Origin of the sequence: Lelliottia sp. F153, assembly GCF_002870005.1 — a bacterium.
GTDB lineage: Bacteria > Pseudomonadota > Gammaproteobacteria > Enterobacterales > Enterobacteriaceae > Enterobacter > Enterobacter nimipressuralis.
The window spans coordinates 330,195-356,518 of sequence record NZ_PKFT01000003.1 but is presented as its reverse complement, the minus strand read 5'-3'; the positions used below and the strand labels follow the sequence as shown (position 1 = coordinate 356,518).

General features: G+C 56.4%; 24 protein-coding genes. 10 read left to right on the top strand and 14 right to left on the bottom strand.

Annotated features, from left to right (window positions below; translation table 11 throughout):
- Positions 1–26 precede the first annotated feature (26 nt).
- Complete coding sequence (gene treR / locus F153LOC_RS11360; protein ID WP_100777823.1) at positions 27–974, bottom strand: trehalose operon repressor TreR; 948 nt, start codon at positions 972–974, stop codon at positions 27–29.
- A gap of 191 nt (positions 975–1,165) precedes the next feature.
- Here treR and mgtL point away from each other — a divergent pair, with 191 nt between their 5' ends.
- From mgtL to F153LOC_RS11350, 3 genes are all read left to right on the top strand, one after another.
- Positions 1,166–1,219 carry a mgtA regulatory leader peptide MgtL gene (mgtL, locus tag F153LOC_RS21875; protein ID WP_220186778.1) on the top strand — a complete coding sequence of 18 codons (54 nt, stop codon included), beginning with the start codon at positions 1,166–1,168 and terminating at the stop codon, positions 1,217–1,219.
- Between the two features lie 213 nt (positions 1,220–1,432).
- Positions 1,433–4,141, top strand: coding sequence for a magnesium-translocating P-type ATPase (gene mgtA / locus F153LOC_RS11355; RefSeq protein ID WP_102104479.1), 2,709 nt, complete (start codon positions 1,433–1,435; stop codon positions 4,139–4,141).
- Positions 4,142–4,337: 196 nt separating this feature from the next.
- Positions 4,338–6,722, top strand: coding sequence for a beta-N-acetylhexosaminidase (locus F153LOC_RS11350; RefSeq protein WP_102104480.1), 2,385 nt, complete (start codon positions 4,338–4,340; stop codon positions 6,720–6,722).
- 56 nt (positions 6,723–6,778) lie between these two features.
- On the opposite strand, the gene F153LOC_RS11345 is transcribed toward F153LOC_RS11350, so the two are convergent.
- From F153LOC_RS11345 to arcA, 11 genes are all read right to left on the bottom strand, one after another.
- The gene (locus F153LOC_RS11345; protein ID WP_102104481.1) at positions 6,779–7,009 is read right to left on the bottom strand and encodes a hypothetical protein; all 231 of its coding nucleotides are present in this window, start codon (positions 7,007–7,009) and stop codon (positions 6,779–6,781) included.
- Positions 6,993–7,562, bottom strand: a complete 570-nt coding sequence (locus F153LOC_RS11340) for a hypothetical protein (protein WP_102104482.1) — start codon at positions 7,560–7,562, stop codon at positions 6,993–6,995. The genes F153LOC_RS11345 and F153LOC_RS11340 overlap by 17 nt, the downstream gene beginning before the upstream one ends.
- A gap of 194 nt (positions 7,563–7,756) precedes the next feature.
- Positions 7,757–8,143 carry an enamine/imine deaminase gene (locus tag F153LOC_RS11335; protein WP_100777818.1) on the bottom strand — a complete coding sequence of 129 codons (387 nt, stop codon included), beginning with the start codon at positions 8,141–8,143 and terminating at the stop codon, positions 7,757–7,759.
- Between the two features lie 190 nt (positions 8,144–8,333).
- Positions 8,334–8,795 carry an aspartate carbamoyltransferase regulatory subunit gene (pyrI, locus tag F153LOC_RS11330; protein WP_100777817.1) on the bottom strand — a complete coding sequence of 154 codons (462 nt, stop codon included), beginning with the start codon at positions 8,793–8,795 and terminating at the stop codon, positions 8,334–8,336.
- 12 nt (positions 8,796–8,807) lie between these two features.
- Positions 8,808–9,740 carry an aspartate carbamoyltransferase gene (pyrB, locus tag F153LOC_RS11325; RefSeq protein WP_100777816.1) on the bottom strand — a complete coding sequence of 311 codons (933 nt, stop codon included), beginning with the start codon at positions 9,738–9,740 and terminating at the stop codon, positions 8,808–8,810.
- Positions 9,741–9,774: 34 nt separating this feature from the next.
- A complete protein-coding gene (locus tag F153LOC_RS11320; protein WP_095280562.1) occupies positions 9,775–9,879 on the bottom strand; it encodes a pyrBI operon leader peptide in 105 nt (34 codons plus the stop codon).
- 100 nt (positions 9,880–9,979) lie between these two features.
- The gene (locus F153LOC_RS11310; RefSeq protein WP_102104483.1) at positions 9,980–10,459 is read right to left on the bottom strand and encodes an arginine repressor; all 480 of its coding nucleotides are present in this window, start codon (positions 10,457–10,459) and stop codon (positions 9,980–9,982) included.
- Positions 10,460–10,565: 106 nt separating this feature from the next.
- A complete protein-coding gene (locus F153LOC_RS11305) occupies positions 10,566–11,969 on the bottom strand; it encodes a YfcC family protein (protein ID WP_100777815.1) in 1,404 nt (467 codons plus the stop codon).
- A 47-nt stretch (positions 11,970–12,016) separates the two neighbouring features.
- On the bottom strand, positions 12,017–13,021 hold the full coding sequence (gene argF, locus F153LOC_RS11300; protein WP_102104484.1) for an ornithine carbamoyltransferase: 1,005 nt from the start codon (positions 13,019–13,021) through the stop codon (positions 12,017–12,019).
- Between the two features lie 104 nt (positions 13,022–13,125).
- On the bottom strand, positions 13,126–14,037 hold the full coding sequence (arcC, locus tag F153LOC_RS11295; protein WP_102104485.1) for a carbamate kinase: 912 nt from the start codon (positions 14,035–14,037) through the stop codon (positions 13,126–13,128).
- Positions 14,038–14,047: 10 nt separating this feature from the next.
- Positions 14,048–15,268 (bottom strand): arginine deiminase, encoded by a 1,221-nt coding sequence (gene arcA, locus F153LOC_RS11290; protein ID WP_100777812.1) that lies wholly within the window; start codon positions 15,266–15,268, stop codon positions 14,048–14,050.
- Positions 15,269–15,943: 675 nt separating this feature from the next.
- Between arcA and F153LOC_RS11280 the strand changes: the two genes are divergently transcribed.
- From F153LOC_RS11280 to F153LOC_RS11260, 5 genes are all read left to right on the top strand, one after another.
- Positions 15,944–16,396, top strand: coding sequence for a YhcH/YjgK/YiaL family protein (locus F153LOC_RS11280; protein WP_100777811.1), 453 nt, complete (start codon positions 15,944–15,946; stop codon positions 16,394–16,396).
- A 199-nt stretch (positions 16,397–16,595) separates the two neighbouring features.
- Positions 16,596–17,504, top strand: a complete 909-nt coding sequence (locus F153LOC_RS11275) for a dihydrodipicolinate synthase family protein (protein ID WP_102104486.1) — start codon at positions 16,596–16,598, stop codon at positions 17,502–17,504.
- 14 nt (positions 17,505–17,518) lie between these two features.
- Positions 17,519–19,486: a YjhG/YagF family D-xylonate dehydratase gene (locus tag F153LOC_RS11270; RefSeq protein ID WP_102104487.1), complete on the top strand. Its 1,968-nt coding sequence runs from the start codon at positions 17,519–17,521 to the stop codon at positions 19,484–19,486.
- 354 nt (positions 19,487–19,840) lie between these two features.
- Complete coding sequence (locus F153LOC_RS11265; RefSeq protein WP_100780771.1) at positions 19,841–21,223, top strand: MFS transporter; 1,383 nt, start codon at positions 19,841–19,843, stop codon at positions 21,221–21,223.
- 12 nt (positions 21,224–21,235) lie between these two features.
- Positions 21,236–22,855, top strand: coding sequence for a glycoside hydrolase family 43 protein (locus tag F153LOC_RS11260; protein WP_102104488.1), 1,620 nt, complete (start codon positions 21,236–21,238; stop codon positions 22,853–22,855).
- Positions 22,856–22,859: 4 nt separating this feature from the next.
- Here the strand turns inward: F153LOC_RS11260 and F153LOC_RS11255 are convergent, their stop codons facing one another.
- A complete protein-coding gene (locus F153LOC_RS11255) occupies positions 22,860–23,618 on the bottom strand; it encodes an IclR family transcriptional regulator (protein WP_100777807.1) in 759 nt (252 codons plus the stop codon).
- Positions 23,619–23,771: 153 nt separating this feature from the next.
- Complete coding sequence (gene argF, locus F153LOC_RS11250; protein ID WP_102104489.1) at positions 23,772–24,776, bottom strand: ornithine carbamoyltransferase; 1,005 nt, start codon at positions 24,774–24,776, stop codon at positions 23,772–23,774.
- A gap of 164 nt (positions 24,777–24,940) precedes the next feature.
- Between argF (F153LOC_RS11250) and rraB the strand changes: the two genes are divergently transcribed.
- Positions 24,941–25,366: a ribonuclease E inhibitor RraB gene (gene rraB / locus F153LOC_RS11245; protein WP_100777805.1), complete on the top strand. Its 426-nt coding sequence runs from the start codon at positions 24,941–24,943 to the stop codon at positions 25,364–25,366.
- Between the two features lie 182 nt (positions 25,367–25,548).
- Positions 25,549–26,307, top strand: a complete 759-nt coding sequence (miaE, locus tag F153LOC_RS11240; RefSeq protein WP_102104490.1) for a tRNA isopentenyl-2-thiomethyl-A-37 hydroxylase MiaE — start codon at positions 25,549–25,551, stop codon at positions 26,305–26,307.
- Positions 26,308–26,324 lie beyond the last annotated feature (17 nt).

Below are 26,324 nucleotides of genomic sequence, written 5' to 3'. Positions count from 1 at the left end.
GATCACAATAATCCCTTTTCGGAGGGTTAAGAAATATGGGCGGGGATAACGATTTGGCGTGGTTCAGAGCGACCGTTTATCTGCTCGATCAGCTGCATCGCCGCCTGACGGCCCGCTTCGGCGTAGCCCGGATCGACGGTGACAATCTCCGGATGCAGGAACTTCATCAGCGGTGTGCTGCCGACGCTCGCGAGCTGGATAGTGTCGATGCGCTGCTCCTGCAAATACTTGCTGGCGCCCAGCGCGAGGGTATCCGTGGCGCAAATAAGGGCGGTAGTTTGCGGGGTGAGCACGCTTGCCACCTGTTCGTAGCCCTGTTTCATTGCCAGGCCCGGCAAAGAGGCCACCGCCGGGAGAGCGTGCTGTTTGCAAAACGCGAGATAGGCTTCGTGGCGGCGCTTGCCGGTGGTGACGTCGCTGTGCGGCACGCCGAGGAAACTGATATGGCGATGGCCTTGCTCGTACAGGCGCTGCATCAGGGTAAGGATCGCCCCTTCGTCGTCGTAGCAGACGGAGGCAAAGCCGCTGGCGTCGCGCGCCAGCAGCACCAGCGAGGCCTGCCAGGGTTTCAGAATTTCATCCTGAATGCCGGTAAACCCAAACAGCACCACGCCGTCGATATTGCGTCGTTGCAGCATCCCAAGATGCTCTTCCACCAGTTGAGGCGAGAACTGGCTCTCCATCATGATCGGGTCGTAACCCTGCTCGTAAAAGGCGGGGAGCATGGTTTGCACCGCCAGATTTTCCGACAGAGAATCGAGACGCGAAACAATAATGGCGACCACTTTGTCGCTCTGTCCGCGCATGGCGCGCGCGGAACGGGAAGGAGAAAAACCGTGCTGATTCATCACCGCCTCGACGCGCTCGCGCGTGCGTTCACTGACGCCACTTTCGTTGTTCAGTACGCGCGACACGGTGGATTTCCCCACGCCGCTTAAACGGGCGATGTCTTTAATGGTCAGGCGATTCTGCATCCTTTATTCCCTGTAACAGCATGGTCGTCAATTGAGACTACTGCTTACGATTTAATTCGCAATGAGCAAAGTCTGGTATATGTACGGTTTAAATCTGCGGGCGTATCATACCGCCCGAACCGCCACTAACGGTATGGTTAAAACCCATAACTGCGCGGTGATAACCCCTTTTTTCACTTACCGGAGGCCGTATGGATCCCGATCCCACCCCTCTCCAGTCATGGAGACTGAGTCCTTTCCGGTAAGCCAGCCTTTTCGCTGTCTCACCGGTGATGTGTGAGGCAGTGACGTTACCCGTCCTATTTCAAGCTGCATATGCGGTGGCTATGCGCCGGCATACAGCCTGAAAGAGTGGGGTAAAAAATCTCTGCTTTGAAAATTTAAGTGCCCTTCAGGTACCGCCTTGCTGTGCCTGAAGTTAACACTGCGTCCGCCTTTGCGGATGCGGGGGGCTTACTATGCTGAAAAATATCACCCAGCAGCTGCTCGCGCAGCTAAACCGCCACCTGCCGCGCCGTCTGGTTCAGCGCGATCCGCTGCCGAATGCCAAAAACCTGGCAGGCGCTGCCATTCCCTCCACGCTGACGGAGCATTGCCTGAAAGCCGCCGCGATGGACGAAAACGAGGTCTGGCGCGCTTTCGGCGGTCATCCGGAAGGGCTGAACGCAGCCGAAGTAGAAAAAACGCGCGCCGAGCACGGCGACAACAAAATCCCGGCGCAAAAACCGGCCCCGTGGTGGGTTCATCTGTGGCTCTGCTACCGCAACCCGTTCAACCTGCTGCTGACGGTGCTGGCGATCATCTCGTATGCCACGGAAGATCTGTTTGCCGCAGGCGTGATCGCGCTGATGGTGGCGATCTCCACCATGCTCAACTTTATCCAGGAGGCGCGCTCCACCCGCGCGGCGGACGCCCTGAAGGCGATGGTCAGCAACACCGCCACCGTGCAGCGCGTCATTAACACGAAAGGCGAAAGCGCCTGGCTGGAACTGCCGATCGATCAGCTGGTGGTGGGCGATATGATCAAACTGGCGGCAGGGGACATGATCCCGGCCGATCTGCGTGTGATTCAGGCACGCGATCTGTTTGTCGCCCAGGCGTCCCTGACCGGGGAATCCCTGCCGGTCGAGAAAGTGGCGCGCAGCCGCGATCCGCAGCAAACTAATCCGCTCGAAAGCGATACCCTGTGCTTTATGGGCACCACCGTGGTGAGCGGCACCGCGCAGGCCATCGTTATCGCCACGGGCGGCAACACCTGGTTTGGTCAGCTTGCCGGGCGTGTGAGCGAGCAGGAAAGCGAGCCAAACGCGTTCCAGAAAGGTATCGGTCGCGTCAGTATGCTGCTGATCCGCTTTATGATGGTCATGACGCCAATCGTATTGCTGATCAATGGCTACACCAAAGGCGACTGGTGGGAAGCGGCGCTGTTCGCCCTCTCCGTGGCGGTGGGCTTAACGCCGGAAATGCTGCCGATGATTGTCACCTCCACGCTGGCGCGCGGGGCGGTGAAACTCTCCCGTCAGAAAGTGATTGTGAAACACCTCGACGCCATTCAGAACTTTGGCGCGATGGATATCCTCTGCACCGATAAAACCGGCACCCTGACTCAGGATAAAATTGTGCTGGAGAATCATACGGATATCTCCGGTAAAGTCAGCGAGCGCGTGCTGCAAACCGCGTGGCTGAACAGCCATTACCAGACCGGGCTGAAAAACCTGCTGGATGTCGCCGTACTGGAGGGGGTGGATGAAGATTCTGCGCGCGCGCTCTCAACGCGCTGGCAAAAAGTGGATGAGATCCCGTTCGACTTCGAGCGTCGCCGCATGTCGGTGGTGGTGAGTGAGCAGGCGAATGTGCATCAGCTGATCTGCAAAGGAGCGTTGCAGGAGATCCTGAATGTTTCTACGCAGGTGCGTCATAACGGTGAAATTGTGCCGCTGGACGACACCATGCTGCGTCGCATCAAGCGTGTGACAGATAACCTGAACCGTCAGGGGCTGCGCGTCGTGGCGGTGGCCAGCAAATTCCTGCCGGGGCGCGAAGGGGATTACCATCGCCTTGATGAGTCGGATCTGATCCTCGAAGGGTACATCGCCTTCCTCGATCCACCGAAAGAGACGACGGCACCGGCGCTGAAAGCGCTGAAAGCCAGCGGCATTACCGTCAAAATTCTTACCGGCGACAGCGAGCTGGTGGCGGCGAAAGTGTGTCATGAAGTGGGGCTGGATGCGGGTGTGATTGTCACGGGCAGCGATATTGAAACGCTCTCTGACGATGAACTGGCACAGCTTGCCAAAACCACCACGCTGTTTGCGCGCCTGACGCCAATGCACAAAGAGCGCATTGTGACGCTGCTGCGCCGCGAAGGGCACGTGGTTGGCTTTATGGGCGATGGTATCAACGATGCGCCTGCGCTGCGCGCGGCGGATATCGGGATTTCCGTCGACGGCGCGGTGGATATTGCACGCGAAGCGGCCGACATCATCCTGCTGGAAAAGAGCCTGATGGTGCTGGAGCAGGGTGTGATCGAAGGACGCCGTACCTTTGCCAACATGCTCAAATACATCAAAATGACCGCCAGCTCTAACTTCGGTAACGTCTTCAGTGTGCTGGTGGCGAGCGCATTTCTGCCATTCCTGCCGATGTTGCCGCTGCACCTGCTGATTCAGAACCTGATGTACGACGTCTCCCAGGTGGCGATCCCGTTTGATAACGTGGACGACGAGCAGATCCAGAAGCCGCAGCGCTGGAATCCGTCTGATCTGGGCCGCTTCATGCTGTTCTTTGGCCCGATCAGCTCGATCTTCGACATTCTGACCTTCTGCCTGATGTGGTTCGTGTTCCACGCCAACACGCCAGAACATCAGACTTTGTTCCAGTCCGGCTGGTTCGTGGTCGGGCTGCTGTCGCAGACGCTGATTGTGCATATGATCCGCACGCGCCGTATTCCGTTCTTCCAGAGCCGCGCCGCCTGGCCGCTGATCATCATGACCGGCGTGGTGATGGTGCTGGGTATCGCGCTGCCGTTCTCACCGCTGGCAAGCTACCTGAACCTGCAGGCACTGCCGCTGAGCTATTTCCCATGGCTGGTGGCGATTCTGGCGGGTTACATGGTGCTGACGCAGATGGTGAAAGGGTTCTATAGCCGTCGTTACGGCTGGCAGTAAATCTCATGCCCGGCACCGCCGGGCCTGTGTTCCGAATCTGCCGGGTAAGGTGTCGTTGCCGCCCGGCAAAATAGCCTTCCTCCCAAATTCCATAACCTGTGATCCCCGTCATGCACTTTGCTTGACGACAATTTATACGCATGTTAACAAAATGTTTTGTCTGTTTTTGGCCCGTCAAATTCTGATAAGGAACATTATGTTACGTCTTAGCCTCATCACCGCCGGGCTTTTGCTCGGTACCTCTGCGCTGGCGGCTCCGGCAGGCGATCTGCCGTTAATGCCCTGGCCCGCCCACGTTGAACGGCCCGCACAGCAGGGCGCATTTGTCCTCAGCGATAATATTTCCGTCAGTATCAGCGGCGACGATCTGGGTGATGCCGCAAACCGTCTTCGCCAGCGCATCGCGCTGCAAACGGGCTGGACGCTTCAGCCCCAGGCCGACAAACCTGAAAAGCCCACTATTTCAGTGACCATCGCCAAAAAAGTGAAGCCGCAGCCGCTGCCGGACAGCGATGAGAGCTACAAACTCACCGTGGATGCGAGCGGTGTGAACATCACCGCTAACACGCGCTTTGGCGCGCTGCGGGCGATGGAAACGTTGCTCCAGCTGATTCAAAATGGCGCGGAAAACACCTCGATTCCGTGGGTGTCGATTGACGACTCCCCGCGCTTCCCGTGGCGTGGGCTGCTGCTCGATTCGGCGCGTCATTTCATTCCGCTGGAGGACATTAAACGCCAGATCGACGGCATGGCGGCGGCGAAGCTAAACGTCATGCACTGGCATCTGACGGACGATCAGGGCTGGCGGTTTACCTCGAAGCGCTATCCTAAACTGACCCAGCTCGCCAGCGACGGGCTGTTCTACACGCCGGAGCAGATGCGCGACGTGGTGCGTTACGCCACCGCGCGGGGTATTCGCGTGGTTCCCGAAATTGACATGCCGGGCCATGCCTCGGCGATCGCCGTGGCCTATCCGGAACTGATGAGCGCACCTGGTCCGTATGAAATGGAGCGCCACTGGGGCGTGCTGAAACCCGTTCTCGATCCAACAAAAGAGGCGACCTACACCTTTGCCGACGCGATGGTCAGCGAACTGGCTGCGATCTTCCCCGATCCGTATCTGCATATCGGCGGTGATGAAGTTGACGATAGCCAGTGGAAAAACAGCACCGCCATCCAGCAGTTTATGCGCGACAACAAACTGGCGGACAGCCATGCGCTGCAGGCCTATTTCAACCGCAAACTGGAAACCATTCTTGAGAAACACCATCGCCAGATGGTCGGCTGGGACGAGATCTATCATCCCGATCTGCCGAAAAGCATTCTGATCCAGTCCTGGCAGGGGCAGGATGCGCTCGGCGAGGTGGCGAAGCAGGGCTATAAAGGCATTCTCTCCACCGGTTTTTACCTCGATCAGCCCCAGTCCACGGCCTATCACTACCGCAATGAGATCGTGCCGCAGGGCTTAAACGGCATGGATATCATCGCCGATTCCGACAGCGCGCAGAGCTGGACTTTCACGATGCCGCGTCTGAAAGGCAAACCGGTCGAGGGCAGTTTTACGCTGATTAAAGGCGTTTCCGGCTGGCGCGGATTTATTGATTTCAGCGGCAAATCCCGCCGTGCGATTGATCATATCGAATGGCGCGACGACAACCAGCTGAGCTTCACCGTCGACACCTGGATGGGCGAAACGCGCCCGGTGGTCAATGTGTCGGACGACAAACTCACCGGCTACTTCCTGGTGGGGAACGCCCGCTATCCGATTTCCGGCGCGCGCCTCAATGAAGTGCCGAAAGGGATTCAGCCGACGGTGCCGGATGCCGATCAGCAGGCCAATCTGCTCGGCGGCGAAGCGGCGCTGTGGGCGGAAAACGTGATTGCCCCGGTTCTGGATATCAAACTCTGGCCGCGCGCGTTTGCAGTGGCGGAGCGCCTGTGGTCTGCGCAGGATGTGAATGATATCGACAATATGTACACCCGTTTGCAGGCGATGGACAGCTGGACGACAGTATCGGTCGGGCTGCAACAGCATAGCCAGCAGCAGGCGCAGTTCACTCGTCTGGCGAATAACGCCGACACCCTGCCGCTGCACATTCTCGCCCAGGCCGTGGAGCCTGCGCAGTATTACACCCGTCAGCACCTGAAATTCCAGGCCGGAAATTATCATCAGTTTGAGCCGCTAAACCGCTACGCCGACGCGCTGAACGCCGAGAGCGCCACGGTGCGTCAGATGGATAAATGGGCCGAGCGGCTGATAAGCGATGCCGAAGACACGGAAAGCGCCGAAGCGCTGCGCCACGTCTTTACGCGCTGGCAGAACAATACCAGCGACGCGCTGGCGCTGAGTGAAAACAGCTATCAGCTGAAAGCCATCAAACCGGTGATTCAGGAGGTGGACAAACTGGCGTCGATTGGCCTCCGCCTGACGGATCTGGTGGCGCGGCAAGGCACGCTGGACGATAAGGAGATCGCCTCGATTCAGACCGAGCTGGATAACGCGGCGAAGATTCAGGATGAGGTGGTGATTGCAGCGGTTTATCCGCTGGAGAAGTTGCTCAGGGCGACGCGGAATCAGTAGACGTTATGTTGAAATAAACACAAAAAAGGCCTGATTTTCAGGCCTTTTTAACGCTGTCAGATTTCGCGCAGTTCACGCACCAGAGGGCCTTTAAGCTTTTGGCGTAATAAGGTAGCAGAAGAGCGTTTCTTTGCTGCCGTCAGGCTGGCTTTAGCCGGGCTGGTATGCGCGTCTGCGTTGACATAATGCGTGGTCAGTTGAGCAAATACGAATGTTTGAAACAGAATTTTTTCACCATTTTTAGAGGTGGAAAGTGCCGGGCATTGTTGCTTAATGTAATACGACATAGCTGGCTCTCCCCTCTGTAACTGTTTTGTATGCCCGTAAATCTTTGGCTATCAGTGGCCGCGGAACTTTCTTTGCCAAGCCAGTCTTTTGATTATAACGCGGTTCATTTTTTAACCCAAGCATGTAGTCATAGGTCTCTTCAAGCGTGATGCGGCGGCCGATATCGACCACTCCACCGGAGGCGGCCTGGAAGACGAAACCGCCGATATTAAATGTCTCATAGTGGGCGATTAAAGCCAGTGAGACCATTTGTAATACAACAGCACTGCCTAACCCCTCAAATCGAACATGACGAAAATCGGCCAAATTATCCATCCCGTCAAAGGCATCAAAATAGACTTCCGCCATGCCGTTCAACGGGAACGTCACTCCGGCTGGCATTTTGTAACCGATCCGGGTAAAGGTTAGCTCCTCAACCAGGCTACCAATAATGACGGTGTAAATTTCTTTAGCGGCGACAAAAACATAGCTGTGGTGAATACGATGGTCATAGACGAACCTCTTTCGCCGCATGCCGTATTCATCAAGAAAAACCTCTTCTTCAATACGCACTCATTCTCTCTTTTAAAACACCCTAATTTGTGGGTGTTAACCCTACTCCTCTGTATAAAAAAGTGAGTTCTGATTATGGGAAAAATTCCTGAACTGCGAAGGTGATTCAGAGAAAAATGGAGGGGGATGAAAAAGTTGCGGGGAAGGGGGAGGTAGCAGAAACAGCCCCCTCCGCAGCGGAGAGGGCACATCGATCAGCGACGAACTGCAATCGCCTCAATCTCAATCTTCACGTCTTTTGGCAGACGCGCGACTTCTACGCAAGAACGCGCCGGGAAGGTTGCGTCGTGTTCGTTGAAGAACGCTTCGTAAGTGGCGTTAACGGTCGCGAAATCGTTCAGATCTTTAACGAACACGGTCGTTTTCACGATATCGCCCACTTTCAGGCCCGCGGATTCAACGATCGCTTTCACGTTTTCCAGTGACTGACGCGCCTGTGCCGCCACATCTTCCGGCACTTCGCCGGTTTTCGGGTTCACCGGGATCTGACCGGAAGTGATAATCATGCTGCCGAGATCTACGCCCTGAACGTAAGGACCGATAGCCGCTGGTGCATTTTCCGTCGCAAGTACTTTGCTCATATTTTCTCCAGGATTACAGCGTTAAGAAGGGTCCCGGCCATTATACACATCATCCTTCACGCCGCCTCTTCGTTGGCCGCGTCCTCATACCCCGGTCACAGAGTTTCCTCTGCTTCCGGGGATATTTAGCCTTGATGCGGTGCGAATGATTTCGTGTAACAGGAGGCCGGAATCTCAATACCAACCTCAATTAGTTGGCCAGCACCACATAATGAGAAAACTCTTTTTCGCAATATTTGCATTTGAGTGCGATGTCATTCGCCCGTTTTTTCACTGCAAAACTGGATGACACCGGCTCAGCATGACTGATGCAGTTGCTGTTCGGGCAGATCAGCACGTGCTCGATGCGTTCCGGTAAGTTCGGGCGCGATTTGCCCACCACTTCGTAATCGTCGATGCGGTTCACCGTCGCGTCCGGCGCGTACAGGGAGAGCTGGTTGACCTGCTCGTCGGTCAGGAAGGTGTTCTCGATTTTGATCAGGTCTTTGCGGCCCATCTCGCCGGACGGCAGGTTCAGGCCGATGGTGATGCGCTGGTCGGTTTCGGTCAGCTTGAACAGCGTCAGCAGTTTAAAGCCCACCTGCGCAGGGATATGGTCAATCACGGTGCCACGTTTGATGGCTTCAACCTGGAGTTTATTATCATGTGTCATTGTCATTTCCCCTTACAGAACGAATTCGCGATTCAGAACCAGTGCCAGTAACGCCTGGCGAGCGAAGATGCCGTTGCCTGCCTGCTGGAAATACCAGGCGTGCGGCGTCTTATCCACGTCGGTGGCAATTTCGTCAATGCGCGGCAGCGGGTGCAGCACTTTCATGTTCGGGCGTGCGCCTTCGAGGTCGCTGGCACGCAGGATGAACTGGGCTTTGACGTTGGCGTACTCGGACGGGTCGAGGCGCTCTTTCTGCACGCGCGTCATGTACAGCACGTCCACTTCACCCATCACCTCTTCAATGCTGGCGTGCTGGCTCCACTGGATGCCTTTTTCGTCGAGCATATCGAGAATGTATTGCGGCATCGCCAGCGCCGCCGGGGCGATAAAGTAGAAGCGGTTGCCATTAAATTTCGCCAGCGCCTGGGCCAGCGAGTGGACGGTGCGGCCATATTTCAGATCCCCGACCATGGCGATGTGCAGATTTTCCAGACGTCCCTGCGTTTCCTGGATGGTGAAGAGATCCAGCAAGGTCTGCGTTGGATGCTGGTTCGCACCGTCACCGGCATTCAGCACCGGAATACCGCCGGAGAACTCGGTCGCCAGACGCGCTGCGCCTTCCTGCGGGTGGCGCATAACAATCGCGTCCACGTAGGTGCTGATGACGGAGATGGTATCCGCCAGCGTCTCGCCTTTTTTGCCCAGCGACGTATTGCTGCTGTCAGAGAAGCCGACCACGCTCGCGCCGAGACGGTGCATGGAGGTCTCGAACGACAGACGGGTACGGGTGGAGGCTTCAAAGAAGCAGCTCGCGATCACTTTGTGCTTCAGCAGCTCGGGCTGTGGGTTGGCCTTCAGTTTTGCCGCGGTATCCAGAACCAGTTCCAGCTCTTCGCGGCTGAGGTCATTGATGGAAATGATGTGTTTTTGATAAAGCGGATTCATGTTTATCTCCTGACGCCGGGCAAAAAAAAGCCCCTCAAATGAGGGGCTCTGGGAATAGGGTTATCAACGGGAAGAAAAACGGCAGGCCAGCGTCTGTTTTCAGACGCGGTATGACTGTATGTCGTACACGCTTGACCATGACTTCCTCCCGGCAAATTGTCGGGCATTATACTCAGCTCGATTTTCTGATCAAGCGATTAATGCACACTTTACTCAGTGCAAACGGTTCTATTTGAATATTAATGCGTTCTGAGTAAATAATTAATTTGCTTATGTACCAGTGCCGTGCGCTTTACTACGCGGGGCGCGACCCAGACAATACTGCTTCCGGCCACCACACCTAAAATTTCCGGTAACTGGTGATAATCCAGAATTCGCGCCACGGCGCGCCCGTATCCGGCGACGGTATGAATAAGGATAAATTCGCTATTGTGCTCCACGCTGACCACCATTTCGGAGATCGAACGGGCGGCATCCGGCGCAGGGCGCAACTGCGGATTCATCGAATAAATCTTTTGTCCTTTGGCATTTCGAATTTTTATGATACCAAGCAATTTCAGCAGCCGGGAGACGCTCGACTGGCTGATGCTGTCAAACCCCCGTTCCTGCAGGTCGCGGCGGATCTCTTCCTGAGAAAGGTAGCTGTTTTCGCTGATCAGGCTCTGGCATACCGCGAGCTGAAGCTGTTCTTTTGGGGAGTATTCTCCATATTCCATCATCTGGTTCCCATCTCTGTTGCCAACAAAAAATGCCCGGTGGCGCAACGCTTACCGGGCCTACAAAAAGATTACCGCAGGCCGGATAAGCGCAGCGCCATCCGGCAAATCAGATAAGCGCACCCAGGCTCAACGCCACCATGATCACCACCGTCAAAATACCCAGCAGCGGGGCAACCCACTTGAGATAACGCACGTAGGGTACGCGCGCGATCGCAAGACCCCCCATCACCACGGCGGACGTCGGTGTGACCAGATTGACAATCCCGGAGGCTGACTGGTACGCCGTCACGACCAGGTCGCGGTTGACGTTAGCGAAATCGGCAAGCGGTGCCATGATCGGCATCGTCAGAACGGCAAGGCCCGAAGAAGAAGGCACCAGAAACGACAGCACCACTTCCAGCCAGTACATCACGTTGATAAACGCCACCGTCGACAGTCCGGTCACCAGGCCTTCGGCACTGTGCAAAATCGTGTGCGTAATCATGCCCTTATCCATGATGACTACGATACCGCGCGCAATACCAATAATCAGCGCGACGCCCAGCAAATCCCGCGCCCCGTTGATAAATGTTGATGTCAGCTCTTCTTCGCTCATGCGGGCGATCAGGCCGACGATAATGGCGCTGGCGAGGAAGACTGCGGAGATCTCTGCCATCCACCAGCCGAGCACCGCCACGCCGTAGATCATCACCGCGAAGGCGAGGGCGAAAATCACCAGAATAACTTTGCGCACCGGGGTAAATTCCAGCGACTGCTGGCCTTTATCGCCGAGGAAATGCGCACGGTTCTCGGCCTCTTTGTCGGCGACAATCGACAGGGACGGGTCCTGGCGCACTTTGCGGGCGTAACGCATCACCCACCACACGCAGATGATCCAGCCGATCGCCAGCAGGGCGACGCGCAGGGCGATCCCGTTGGTGAACGGAATCCCCGCGGCGTTGGCGGCGATGACCGTAGCGAAGGGGTTAATGGTTGAACCGAGCGTGCCGATCCCCGCGCCGAGCAGCACCGTGGAGGCGGCGACCACCGGGTCGAAACGGGCGGCCAGCATCACCGGCACTAACAGCGTGTAGAACGGCAGCGACTCTTCCGCCATGCCGTAAATGGTCCCACCGGCGGCGAACAGCGCCATCAGGATCGGGATCATCCACTCTTCGCGGCCACGCAGCCGGGTGGTGACGCGTTCGATCCCGGCGTCAATCGCCCCGGTTTTGGTGACGATCCCGAGAAAACCGCCGATGATCAGAATAAACAGCGCGACGTCGATCGCCCCCGCCTGGCCGGACTCAGGATCGTACAGCCCGGCGATCGGCGCCATCAGCACCGCAACGATCCCCTGCGGATGCGCGGCGACGTGTGCGTAGGTTCCGGCAATGGGCACTTCTTTGCCGAGGGCGGCATTCATTGCCATCTGGTACTGCCCGGCCGGAACAATCCAGCTCAGGGCGGCGACCACGGCGATCAGGAAAAAGAGAATGGTGTAAGCGGAAGGAAATTTGAACTTGCCCATGATGTTCTCCTTGCCCCGGCGCAGCCTGTGGCCGCGCCGGGCGGTGATTAGTCGCCGAGTGTCGCCACCATGACCGCTTTAATGGTGTGCATGCGGTTCTCTGCTTCGTCGAAGACGATAGAGTTCGGGGATTCGAAGACCTCTTCCGTCACCTCCAGCCCTTTCAGGCCGTACGCCATTTCGATTTCACGGCCCACTTTGGTGTGTTCGTTGTGGAACGCGGGCAGGCAGTGCATGAATTTCACGTTCGGATTGCCGGTGGCTTTCATGACGTCGCCGTTGATCTGATACGGTTTCATCAGGCTTACACGCTCTGCCCAGGCCTCTTTCGGTTCGCCCATCGACACCCACACGTCCGTGTAGAGAAAATTGGTGCCGTGAACGCCCTCATTCACGTCGTCAGTCAGGGTGATGCGTGCGCCGGTCTCTTTGGCGATGGCGCGGCACTGCTCGACCAGCCCGGCTTCCGGCCAGAAGGATTTCGGCGCCACCAGACGGATATCCATGCCCATCTTCGCTGCGCCGACCATCAGGGAGTTGCCCATGTTGTTCCGCGCGTCGCCCAGATAGGCGAAGCTCAGCTCCGGCAGGGTTTTGCCCGGCGCGTGTTCGAGCATGGTCATCAGATCGGCGAGGATTTGCGTCGGGTGGAATTCATCGGTCAGCCCGTTCCACACCGGCACGCCCGCGTATTCGCCCAGCTCTTCTACGATGGCCTGGCCGTAGCCGCGATACTCGATGCCGTCATACATGCGGCCCAGCACGCGGGCGGTGTCTTTCATCGACTCTTTGTGGCCAATCTGCGATCCGCTTGGGCCGAGGTAGGTGACCTGCGCGCCCTGGTCAAAGGCGCCCACTTCAAAGGCGCAGCGCGTGCGGGTGGAGGTTTTTTCGAAGATCAGGGCGATGTTTTTGCCGACTAAGGTCTGCTTTTCACGCCCGGCTTTTTTTGCGGCTTTCAGGTCGATGGCCAGATCGATCAGGTACTGGATTTCTGCCGGGGTGTAGTCCAGCAGTTTGAGGAAGTTGCGGTTTTTCAGGTTAATGGTCATGTGGCGATCCTTGTTAAATGTTGAGCTGTCTGGTGCCCTTCACCCGCCCCTCTCTTAACGGGAGAGGGGAAATGCCCGGAGCAGGGTGAAGGGAAAAATAGGAATCAATTGCGAATCAACGTCCCCTTGTCGCCTGCCAGAATCGCGGCTCCGTCGGCCAGCGCGCCGATACCGGCGATACCGTTGCAGGCCTCGACAAATTCACGGCAGGCGGCAACTTTCGGCCCCATCGAACCGGCGTCGAACTGCAGGGTTTTGAGCACCTCCGGAGAGACCTGCGCCAGCGGGCGTTGGGTCGGTTTGCCCCAGTCGAGGTACACCGCGTCGGCGTCCGTGAGGATCAACAGCGCGTCGGCCTCTATCTGGCGGGCCAGCAGGGCGGCGGAGAGATCTTTGTCGATGACCGCTTCAATACCGCGGTAGCCGTTGGCGTTCTCCACCACCGGGACGCCGCCGCCGCCGTTGCAAATCACCAGATGATCGCGCGCTATCAGGGCGGTAATGGCGTCGCTCTCAACAATGCGTTTCGGCTGTGGCGACGGCACCACGCGGCGGAAATAGCTGCCGTCGGCTTTAAATACCCAGCCTTTTTCTGACCGCAGGGTGTTGGCCTGCTCTTCGCTGTACACCGGGCCGATGTATTTGGTCGGATTGCGAAACGCCGGGTCGTTGCCATCGACTTCGACCTGCGTCAGCAGGACGCTCACCTCGCGCTGCGGCAGGTTGTTTTTCAGCGCTTGCTGGAGCATGTAGCCGATCATCCCCTGGCTTTCAGCCCCGAGAATGTCGAGCGGATAGGGCGTGACCTTGTCGTAGGCGCTGTTTTGCAGCGCCAGCAGCCCGACCTGCGGCCCGTTGCCGTGGACCAGCACCACGCGCCACTGGGCGGTGAGTCCGGCGATAGTGCGGGCCGCCAGCTCGATGTTCTGGCGCTGAATGTCCGCTTCCAGCGGTTCGCCGCGTTTGAGCAGCGCGTTACCGCCCAGCGCCACGACCAGAGTGGGTTTTCTTTCCATGATGGCTCCTTTAAATTCCGTCGCGTTCCAGCGGGCAGCTCATGCAGCGCGCACCGCCGCGACCGCGTCCGAGTTCGTCGCCTGGAATAGGCAGCACGGTGATCCCGGCTTTGTCGTATTTCTCGTTGGTCCAGATATTGCGCTCGTAGCCAATCACCACGCCGGGGCGAATGGTCAGCACGTTGTTGGCGTCGTTCCACTGCTCGCGTTCGGCTTCGAAAGCGTCGCCGCCGGTGGTGATCAGTCGTATCTGGTTAACGCCGAGGGCTTTTTCGAGGGCGTGGAGCAGGTCTGTTTCCTGGGTGCGCAGCAGGCCGCCGCGACCGTCCGGGGTGAGCGTCCAGCACTGGGCGTCTTTGCGCACCACTTCCGGGTAGACGGAGAAGGTGTCGACGTCGATGTGGGTCATGACCGTGTCGAGGTGCATACAGGAGCGGTGTTTCGGCAGTTCGACGGCAATTACGCGTTCTGCCTGGCGGTGTTTAAACAGGCTTTGGGCCAGGAATTCGACGCCCTGCGGAGTGGTGCGTTCAGACATGCCAATTAATACGGCGCCGCGACCAATCACTAATACGTCGCCGCCCTCTAATGTGGCGTGATCGTAATTAATATTCTCATCGCCAAAGTATTTAATAAAATCACCGTCGGCAAACGCCGGGTGCCAGCGATATATTGCGCGCAGATTATTGGTTTCACGCTGACGGGCCGGTTTTGCCATCGGATTAATTGAAACACCGTTATAAATCCAGCATGAGGTGTCGCGCGTAAATAAATGGTTGGGCAGCGGCTTCATAATAAAATCATTGGCCGTATGGGTATCGACAACCATATTTTTAATCGAGGCCGGGATTTCGCCGTAGGTCAAACCCCCGCTCAGACGGCGGGCCAGTTCGCGATGGGACATATCCGCCAGCCAGCCGCGCACATCGTTGGCGAAGGTGGGGCCAAGGCGATAGTCAGAGATTTGGGTGTCCAGCAGCCAGGCTTTTGCGTCTTTGTTATCAAGCGTTTGGGTGAGTAAATCGGTTAGCAGCAGGACTTCCACTCCCTGCTCGCGTAAGGTATTTGCGAAGATATCGTGCTCTTCACCCGCCCGCTCGACGGACAGAACGTCATCGAACAACAGCTCCTGACAATTCGACGGCGTTAAGCGTTTCAGACTTAAATTCGGGCGATGCAGCATAACGCTACGCAATTGACCAATTTCAGAACCGACGTAATGCTTTTCCATAATTATTCCTTTAACTGTTTTTTCAGAATAAAAAGGGCTGTGCTATGAATCGTTATTAATTCATAGCCCTTTAAGCTCAATTGATTTCAAGGCCCATAGTAGGCAGTTAAGAATTGTATTTTGTGATGTGGCTCACGTGAAATCGGATATTGTCGGCTTTGTTTTCTATTGCATGATTCGCGTCAGATTATGCTTAATTAGGTTAAATTCGGGAATGAATCATTAAGCATAATTGGCTGGGGTTATTTGAGATTGTTATTGTTATGTATAATGAAATAATCAGGCATAAATAACTAACAGTATGATTTAAAAGGATAAAAATTTTCACTAAGAATGAATATGCACTTATCTGCGTTAACTATTTTTGTCCTAAGGTAAATTAATAAATAACTATCCAGATTAATTGAAAATAAACGGATTGATAAACTGTGACCCGACAAGGCGTTTTTTACTTAGCACCGCGAAATCAGTGGGTTATAAGAATCTACGCAAAGCCTCTGACCGTGGTTATGCATAATCGGTGCATAGTTGCCTGGCAGGGTTTAACAGGCGCATAACACATTTCCCGATAAACATGCGCTGGCGCAAAGAGGGTGAAAAAAGGGGTGGTATGGCAGAGAGAATTCTCGTATAAAAGTTGAAAATGAAACATTGTTTTATATTGAGGGTTTACTCATGATCGTTGGCAACATTCATCACCTCCAGTCCTGGCTGCCGGAAGAGCTGCGCCAGGCTATCGAACATGTCAAAGCGCACGTCACCGACGCCACCTCGCTCGGCAAGCACGATATCGACGGTAACAATCTGTTTTATCTGGTCTCAGAAGACATGACGCAGCCGTTCGCCGAGCGCCGCGCGGAGTACCATGCCCGCTATCTGGACATTCAAATCATCATGAAAGGCCAGGAAGGGATGACGTTCAGCACGCTGCCCCACGGCACGCCGGACACCGACTGGCTGGCGGATAAAGACATCGCGTTCCTGCCGGAAGGCGATCAGGAAAAAACCGTGGTGTTAAGCGAAGGGGATTTTGTGGTGTTTTACCCGGGCGAAGTGCATAAACCGCTGTGTGCGGTGGGCAGCCCGGCGCAGGTGCGTAAGGTCGTTGTGAAGATGCTGGTGGCTTAATTTCCCTCGCCCGGTGGCGCCTCGCTCACCGGGCTACAACTTTTATCCCTCGTTTCATCATTTCGTGATCCAGTCTAAAAAATCGCCCCTTACTGATTTTTCCCGGTTTACCTCTTTGCGCGTCGCGGCTTAGTATGAGAGTTAAATAAATGAACGCTGTTCTATAATGTAGAACAAACTGTATCAACAGGGAGATCACATGCAGCAGACCGTGCAGTTCTCGGGGATTATTCCTCCTGTCTCCACCCTTTTCACCGCCGAAGGCCAGCTCGATAAATCCGGCACCGCCGCGCTCATCGACGACATGATTCATGCGGGCGTCGACGGACTGTTCTTTTTAGGCAGCGGGGGCGAGTTTTCTCAGCTCAACGCCGACGAGCGTAAAGCGATTGCCGAATTTGCGATTGAGCATGTTAATCACCGGGTGCCGGTGCTGATTGGCACCGGTGGAACCAATGCCCGGGAAACCATTGAACTCAGCCAGCATGCCCAGCGTGCGGGTGCCGATGGCATTGTGGTGATTAACCCTTATTACTGGAAAGTGTCAGAGCAGAATCTGATCCGCTATTACCAGCAGGTGGCTGCCAGCGTGACGCTCCCGGTGATCCTCTATAACTTCCCGGCGCTGACCGGCCAGGACTTAACGCCCGCGCTGGTGAAAACGCTGGCCGATACGTGCGCCAATATTGTCGGCATCAAAGACACCATCGACTCTGTGACCCATTTGCGCAGCATGATCCAGACCGTGAAAGGGGCGTATCCGCACTTCACTGTGCTCTGCGGGTATGACGATCACCTGTTCAATACGCTGCTGCTGGGCGGCGACGGGGCCATTTCTGCCAGCGGCAACTTTGCGCCGCAGGTCTCGGTCAAACTGCTGCAGGCGTTCCGCGACGGCGATCTGGCCCAGGCCGCGCAGTATCACCAGACGATGCTGCAAATCCCGCAGATGTATCAGCTCGATACGCCGTTTGTGAATGTGATCAAAGAGGCGATCTCTCTGTGCGGGCGGCCGGTTTCGACCTATGTGCTGCCGCCAGCCAGCCCGCTGGATGAGTCACGCAAGGCGCAGCTGAAATCGCTGTTGCAACAGCTGAAACTCTGCTGAACCGGAAGGATAAGATGGCGATAGAGACGATTTTTACCCCGCAGGATGATGCATTTTATTCCGTTATCACCCATGCGGCCGGACCGCAGGGCGCGCTGCCGCTGACGCCGCAAATGCTGATGGAGTCGCCGAGTGGCAACCTGTTTGGTATGACGCAGAACGCGGGCATGGGCTGGGACGCCAATAAACTCACGGGTAAAGAGGTGCTGATTATTGGCACTCAGGGCGGGATTCGCGCGGGAGATGGCCGCCCGGTGGCGCTTGGGTATCACACTGGCCACTGGGAAATCGGCCTGCAAATGCAGGCGGCGGCAAAAGAGATCACCCGCAACGGGGGAATTCCGTTCGCGGCCTTTGTCAGCGATCCCTGCGACGGGCGCTCGCAAGGGACGCACGGGATGTTCGATTCTCTGCCGTACCGCAACGACGCCGCCATCGTTTTCCGTCGTCTTATTCGTTCGCTTCCCACGCGCAGGGCGGTGATTGGCGTCGCCACCTGTGACAAAGGCCTGCCCGCGACCATGATTGCACTCGCCTCCATGCACCATCTGCCGACCATTCTGGTGCCGGGTGGCGCGACGTTGCCGCCAACGTTCGGCGAAGATGCCGGAAAGGTGCAGACCATCGGCGCGCGCTACGCTAACCATGAACTCTCATTACAGGAAGCCGCTGAACTGGGCTGCCGCGCCTGTGCTTCACCGGGCGGTGGCTGCCAGTTTTTGGGCACCGCCGGAACATCACAGGTAGTGGCCGAAGCGCTCGGGCTGGCATTACCCCATTCAGCGCTGGCTCCATCCGGGCAGAATGTGTGGCTGGAAATTTCGCGCCAGTCGGCCCGCGCTGTGGCGCAGCTCGACGATCGCGGGATCACCACGCGCGATATCCTGACGGACAAAGCCATTGAAAACGCGATGGTGATCCACGCCGCGTTTGGGGGATCGACCAATCTGCTGCTGCATATTCCTGCGATCGCCCATGCGGCGGGTTGCACGATCCCGGATGTCGACCACTGGACGCGGATCAACCGCAGCGTGCCGCGCCTGGTGAGCGTGCTGCCGAACGGGCCGGATTATCATCCGACCGTGCGAGCGTTCCTCGCGGGCGGCGTGCCGGAAGTGATGCTCCATCTGCGCGATCTTGGCCTGCTGCATCTGGATGCCATGACGGTGACGGGCCAGACGGTCGGGGAAAACCTCGACTGGTGGCAGGCCTCCGAGCGTCGCGAACGTTTCCGTCAGTGTTTGCGCGAGCAGGACGGTGTTGATCCTGATGATGTGATCCTGCCGCCGGAACGGGCCAAAGCCCGAGGGCTGACCTCCACCGTGGCGTTCCCGGTGGGGAATATCGCGCCGGAAGGATCGGTGATAAAAGCCACGGCGATCGATCCGTCGGTGGTGGGTGAGGACGGTGTGTATCGTCATACTGGCCGGGCGCGGGTATTTGTCTCCGAAGAGAGGGCAATCAAAGCCATCAAAAGCGGGGAGATCGTGCGCGGCGATATCATGGTCGTTATCGGCGGAGGCCCGTCCGGTACCGGAATGGAAGAGACTTACCAGCTGACCTCGGCGCTAAAACACGTCTCCTGGGGCAAGAGCGTATCCCTGATCACCGACGCCCGTTTCTCCGGCGTATCGACCGGCGCCTGTTTTGGCCACGTGGCACCCGAAGCGCTGGCCGGTGGGCCGATTGGCAAGCTGCGCGATAACGACATCATCGAGATCGAGGTGGGCAGGCTTTCGTTAACTGGCCGGGTGAATTTTATCGGCACGGCGCAACGTCCGCTTACGCCGGAAGAGGGCGCTGCAGAGCTGGCGCGTCGGGCGCCGCACCCGGAGTTACATGCCCACGATTTCTTGCCGGACGATACACGGCTCTGGGCGGCGTTGCAGTCGGTGAGCGGCGGAACCTGGAAAGGCTGTATTTATGATACCGATAAAATTATCGAGGTGATTAACGCCGGTAAAAAAGCACTTGGAATATAAAGCATAAAATAAATTTAACTGCCTGTGATGATAATTTACGGGCGGTTTTATTGCGCCTGTAATATAGCGATATTTAATAAATTTCTGTTTTCGTAACGCATTAAAAATAAAAGCTAAAACTATTTTTTAATTTGTGGGTATATAACGACGATTATCACAAAAGCAAAATATCATAATTCATAAATAAGATATGACCATTGCTGGTTAATCGATCATTTACTTACACTCAATTAACACGAAATAGTCCGAACAGCACACGAAAAAAGGGTGTATTCCTGACGATGCACCAGGTATTGCTTTTGCCTGGAACAGGTCCCTGACGTTTGCACTTTTTCACTTTCTGCGTTGGGGGTAATCATGCAATTAACCATGAAAGATAAAATTGGCTACGGGCTGGGTGATACCGCCTGTGGCTTTGTCTGGCAGGCCACCATGTTTTTGCTGGCCTATTTTTATACGGATGTGTTTGGTTTATCGGCGGGCATTATGGGGACGCTGTTTTTAGTGTCGCGCATACTCGACGCCGTCACCGATCCGCTGATGGGGCTGCTGGTGGATCGCACCCGCACGCGTCACGGCCAGTTCCGCCCGTTCCTGCTCTGGGGCGCGATCCCGTTTGGCGTCGTCTGCATGCTGACCTTCTACACGCCGGACTTTTCCGCCAACGGTAAAATCATCTACGCCTGCGTGACCTACATTCTGCTGACGCTGGTCTACACCTTCGTGAACGTCCCTTATTGCGCCATGCCCGGGGTGATCACCGCCGATCCGAAAGAGCGTCATGCGCTCCAGTCGTGGCGTTTTTTCCTCGCCGCCGCGGGATCGCTGGCGATCAGTGGGATTGCGCTGCCGCTGGTGGGGATCATCGGTAAAGGCAACGAACAGTTGGGCTACTTTGGCGCGATGTGCGTGCTCGGTCTGAGCGGTGTGGTGCTGCTGTATGTCTGCTTCTTTACCACCAAAGAGCGTTATACCTTTGAGGTGCAGCCGGGTTCGTCGGTATCAAAAGATTTGAAGCTGCTGTGGGGCAACAGCCAGTGGCGGATTATGTGCGCGTTCAAAATGATGGCGACCTGCTCAAACGTGGTGCGCGGTGGGGCCACGCTCTATTTCGTGAAATACGTGATGGACCATCCGGAGATGGCCACGCAGTTCTTACTCTACGGCAGCATCGCCACCATGTTTGGCTCGCTCTGTTCATCCCGGCTGTTAGGTCGCTTCGACCGCGTGAAATCCTTCAAGTGGATTATCGTGGCGTACTCCCTGATCAGCCTGCTGATTTTCATCACGCCGGTGGCGTATATCGGCCTGATTTTCGCCCTCAATATCCTGTTCCTGTTTGTCTTTAACACCACCACGCCGCTGCAATGGCTGATGGCCTCCGACGTTGTCGATTATGAAGAGAGTCGCAGCGGCCGCCGTCTGGACGGGCTGGTGTTCTCTACCTATCTGTTCAGCCTGAAAATCGGCCTGGCGATTGGCGGCGCGGTGGTCGGCTGGATCCTCGCCTATGTCAATTACTCCGCCAGCAGCAGCGTGCAGCCCATCGAAGTGCTGACCACCATCAAAATCCTGTTCTGCGTGGTTCCGGTGGTGCTCTACGTCGGCATGTTCATCATGCTCTCGCTCTACAAACTCAGCGATGACCGCGTCGAGGCCATCAGCCAGCAACTGCTTAAACACCGTGCGGCGCAGGGCGAGGATCTTCCCGCTGCGGCGACGGCGGCATCCCATTAAGAAGGAGACGCTATGTACACTATCACTAACCCGATTCTGAGCGGATTCAACCCGGACCCGTCCCTGTGCCGGCAGGGTGAGGATTATTACATTGCCACCTCGACCTTTGAGTGGTTCCCCGGCGTGCGGATTTATCACTCGCGCGATTTGAAAAACTGGTCGCTGGTGAGCACGCCGCTGAATCGTGTGTCGATGCTGGATATGAAAGGCAATCCTGATTCTGGCGGCATCTGGGCGCCGTGTCTGAGCTATGCCGACGGGCAGTTCTGGCTGCTGTACACGGACGTGAAAATCGTCGATTCACCGTGGAAGAATGGCAAAAATTTCCTCGTCACCGCGCCGTCCATCGAAGGGCCGTGGAGCGAGCCGATTCCGATGGGCAACGGTGGCTTTGATCCGTCGCTATTCCACGATGACGATGGCCGTAAATATTACATTTACCGACCGTGGGGGCCTCGCCACCACAGCAATCCGCATAACACCATCGTGATGCAGGAGTATTTCCCGCAGACGCAGCGGCTTTCGCCGGAGCGCAAAACGCTGTTTACCGGCACGCCGCTGTGCTACACGGAAGGGGCGCATCTCTATCGCAAGGAGGGCTGGTACTATCTGATGGTTGCGGAGGGGGGCACCAGCTACGAACATGCCGTGGTCGTGTTGCGATCCAAAAACATCGATGGCCCTTACGAGCTGCACCCCGAGGTGACGATGATGACCAGCTGGCATCTGCCGGAAAATCCGCTGCAAAAGAGCGGGCACGGATCGCTGCTGGAGACGCACACCGGCGAGTGGTATATGGCGTATCTGACCAGCCGACCGCAGCGTTTACCGGGCGTGCCGCTGCTGGCCACTGGCGGACGCGGGTACTGTTCGTTAGGGCGTGAAACCGGGATCGCACGCATCACCTGGCGTGACGGCTGGCCCTATGTCGAGGGCGGGAAACACGCGCAGGTCCACGTACCGGGTCCGCAGATGGTGGAGAGTCAAAGCATGTCGACGGCGAACTGGCGTGATGATTTTGATACATCAACGCTTAACCCGGAGCTGCAAACCCTGCGCATTCCGTTCGACGATTCTCTCGGATCGCTGACGGCACGTCGGGGATTCCTGCGGCTGTATGGCAACGACTCCCTCAACTCGACCTTCACCCAGTCCACCGTGGCGCGGCGCTGGCAGCATTTCGCGTTTCGCGCCGAGACGCGCATGGAGTTTGCCCCGCGCCATTTCCAGCAAAGTGCCGGGTTAACCTGCTACTACAACAGCAAAAACTGGAGCTACTGCTTTGTCGACTACGAGGAAGGGAAGGGCAGGACGCTCAAGGTGATTCAGCTCGATCAGAACGTGCCGTTGTGGCCGCTGCACGAGCAGCCGATCCCCGTGCCGGACGACGCGCTGGGCGTGTGGCTGCGTGTTGACGTCGAGCATTTAGTTTATCGCTACAGCTATTCGTTTGACGGCGAGCAGTGGCAGACTGTGCCCGTCACCTATGACGCGTGGAAACTGTCGGATGATTACATCGGCGGCCGTGGGTTCTTTACGGGGGCGTTTGTCGGACTGCACTGTGAAGACATCAGCGGCGATGGCTGTTTTGCCGATTTTGATTACTTCAGCTATACGCCTGCCACCGCGTGACGCTTCAGGCCGGGTAGCCCAGCGCTTTTGAAAGCTGCAGCCCGGCCTCTTCCAGCATTCCCCGGAAGCGGGCGAACGCGTCATCATCGACCCGCGATGTTAAGGTCGAAAGGCTCAGCGCCGCAATCACGCGGGATTCATGATTCCACACCGGCACCGAGACGCAGCGCACACCCTGTTCGTTCTCTTCGCTATCGAGGGCGTAACCCTGGGCGCGGGTTTGCGCCAGCGCTGCCAGCAGCGCCTCGCGCGAGGTTATCGTCGCCGGGGTGAAAGAGGTGTACTGATAGCCGTCGAGCAGGGCGTTGAGGTCGGTATCGTTGAGCCAGGCGATCAACACTTTCCCGATGGCAGTCGCATGGACAGGAAGACGACGGCCAATGCGTGAATAGGCAATGGCTGCCAGCTTACCTTCGATCTTCTCGATATAGACGCCTTCGCGCCCGTCGAGAATGCCCAGATGGGTGGTCTGTCCGGTGCGCTGCGACAGATCCGTCAGCCAGCCCTTCGCCTTCTGGCGAATATCCATCGAACTCACCACAAAATGGCCGCGCTCTACCAGTTTCATGCCGAGGCGATATTTGCCATTTTCTGGATTCTGATCGATATAGCCGTGCAGCTGGAGCGTTTTGAGCAGCGAGTGAAGCGTGCTTTTGCTCAAACCCATCTGTTTACTGATGTCAGTGATTTTCAGCTCCGTCGCCTGTTCATTAAACAGGTCGAGGATCTGCAAGGCACGTTCAACAGACTGAATAATAGGCATAATTAAGGACCGTCCACGCTGGAGTTCAGGTGAAAAAGTACCTTTTTTTCGCTGAAAAATCAATCGAATGGCGGTAAAAGCAAAACGGCAACCCCAGGTCGCCGTTTTTACTGATGATTCTTTCTGCCGTGTGGAGAAAGCGAGAGTGAAGGCTTACTCCGCAAGTGTCGCCACTATGACGGCTTTAATGGTATGCATCCGGTTTTCCGCCTGGTCAAAGACGATGCTCGCCGCCGACTCAAACACTTTATCGGTCACTTCCATTCCGCCGTGCAGATCGAACTCTTTAGCCATCTGCTTGCCGAGGGTCGTTTGATCGTCATGGAACGCCGGCAGACAGTGCAGGAACTTGACGTTCGGATTGCCCGTCAGGGCCATCATTTCGCAATTCACCTGATAGTTACGCAGCAGTGCGATACGCTCCGCCCACTTCTCTTTTGGCTCGCCCATCGACACCCAAACGTCGGTATAGATGAAGTCCGCGCCTTTCACCCCGGCGATCACATCTTCGGTCAGGGTGATTTTGCCGCCATTCTGCACCGCCAGCGCGCTGCACTCCGCCACCAGGCTCTCCTCCGGCCAGCAGGCTTTAGGCGCGACCAGACGCAGATCCAGCCCGACCAGCGCCGCCGCTTCCAGCATCGAATTGCCCATGTTGTTGCGCGCATCACCCGCATACACCAGCGTCATCTGGTTAAACGCTTTGCCCGGCAGGTGCTCCTGCATGGTCAGCAAATCCGCCAGCAGCTGGGTAGGATGGAACTCGTTGGTCAGCCCATTCCACACGGGTACACCGGCATATTCCGCCAGGGTTTCGACCACCTCCTGGCCGTGGCCGCGATACTGAATTCCGTCGTACATCCGCCCGAGTACGCGGGCCGTATCCTTAATTGACTCTTTATGCCCAATCTGGCTGCCGCTCGGGCCGAGATAAGTGACGCGCGCGCCCTGGTCAAATGCGGCAACTTCGAAAGAGCATCGTGTACGGGTTGAGTCTTTTTCGAAGATGAGCGCGATATTTTTGCCAGTAAGCGACTGAACTTCAGTGTTATTTTTTTTATCCGCTTTAAGCTTTGCCGCGAGCGTCAGCAAAGAGTTGAGCTGTGCAGGCGTAAAATCGAGCAATTTCAGGAAGTGCTTTTTATACAGTTCAGACATGTTATCCTCACATGGCAAAGGCCACTTATTGAATTAAAATTCACTTTATATGTATGAATATTCATTTGCAACCCTGTTTCACAATTCTTTCTTACATTAGGTGGAGGCAAACACGTCCGTGTGTGAAAATAGAAGTATCTGCCGAACTTAAAGAGGAACGAGCCATGGCAAACCCAGAACTGCTGGAAGAGCAACGCGAAGAGACGCGCCTGATCATTGAAGAGCTGCTGGAAGACGGCAGCGATCCGGACGCGCTGTACACCATCGAGCACCATTTCTCTGCAGATGACTTTGAATCGCTGGAGAAACTGGCGGTAGAAGCGTTCAAAATGGGTTACGAAGTGACCGAGCCGGAAGAGCTGGAAGTGGAAGAGGGCGAAACCGTCATCTGCTGCGACATCCTGAGCGAAGGGGCGCTGAAAGCAGAGCTGATCGATGCGCAGGTTGAGCAGTTGATGGATCTGGCCGAGAAGTTTGAAGTGGAATACGACGGCTGGGGAACCTACTACGAAGATCCAAACGGCGAAGACGGCGATGACGAAGACGATGAAGATTTCGTCGACGAAGATGACGACGGCGTGCGCCACTAATTAATAAAATACACAACATCATTCACGCTGCGTCGAGGCGGCAACCGAGTGAGTCCCAGCGAGCTTACACAGGTAAGTGACCTGGGGGAACGAGGGCAGCCAACGAAGAGGCAGCGTGAAGGATAAAGTGTATTGCGGCAGCTTCGGCTGCCGCAGCTGTTGCCGCTTTGTAAGGTTTCATCATGGACTACCCGCAGATACTCACCCCCGTTCTTAACTTCCTCCACTGCCCGACCTCGCAAGCATGGATTGATAAAGCCCGCGACCCGGCAAACCTGCCGCTCCTGCTCACCGACCACATGGTGTGTGAACTCAAAGCCGCCCAGACGGCGCTTCTGCTGGTGCGTAAATATGTCGCCGACAAAAGTGGGGCCGACGCGCTGCTCGAGTGGCTCAAACCCTATGAAGCCTTCACCTTCCGTGAAGGGCCGGAACCGGATTTTATCGCCCTGCACAAGCAGATTGGTAAAAGCGTGATGCCCAAAACCGACGACCCGTGGGGTCAGGCGCTGATCGACAGTATGGTGCTGCTGATAAAAGAAGAGCTGCACCACTTCTGGCAGGTGCGTGAGGCGATGCTAGCGCGCAATATTCCGTACGTCAAAATCACCGCCAGCCGCTACGCCAAAGGGATGCTGAAGGAAGTGCGCACTCACGAACCGCTGACGCTGATCGACAAGCTGATTTGCGGAGCGTACATCGAAGCGCGCTCCTGCGAGCGTTTCGCCGCGCTGGCGCCATTCCTCGACGACGACCTGCAGAAGTTCTATCTGTCGCTGCTGCGCTCGGAAGCACGCCATTACCAGGACTATCTGACACTTGCCCAACAGGTGAGCGACAACGATATCTCTTCACGCGTACAGCTTTTTGGTGAAATTGAAGCCACACTTATCTCGACACCGGACAGTGAGTTTCGTTTTCATAGCGGCGTGCCGGTGTAATCCGACAGATCAAAAGG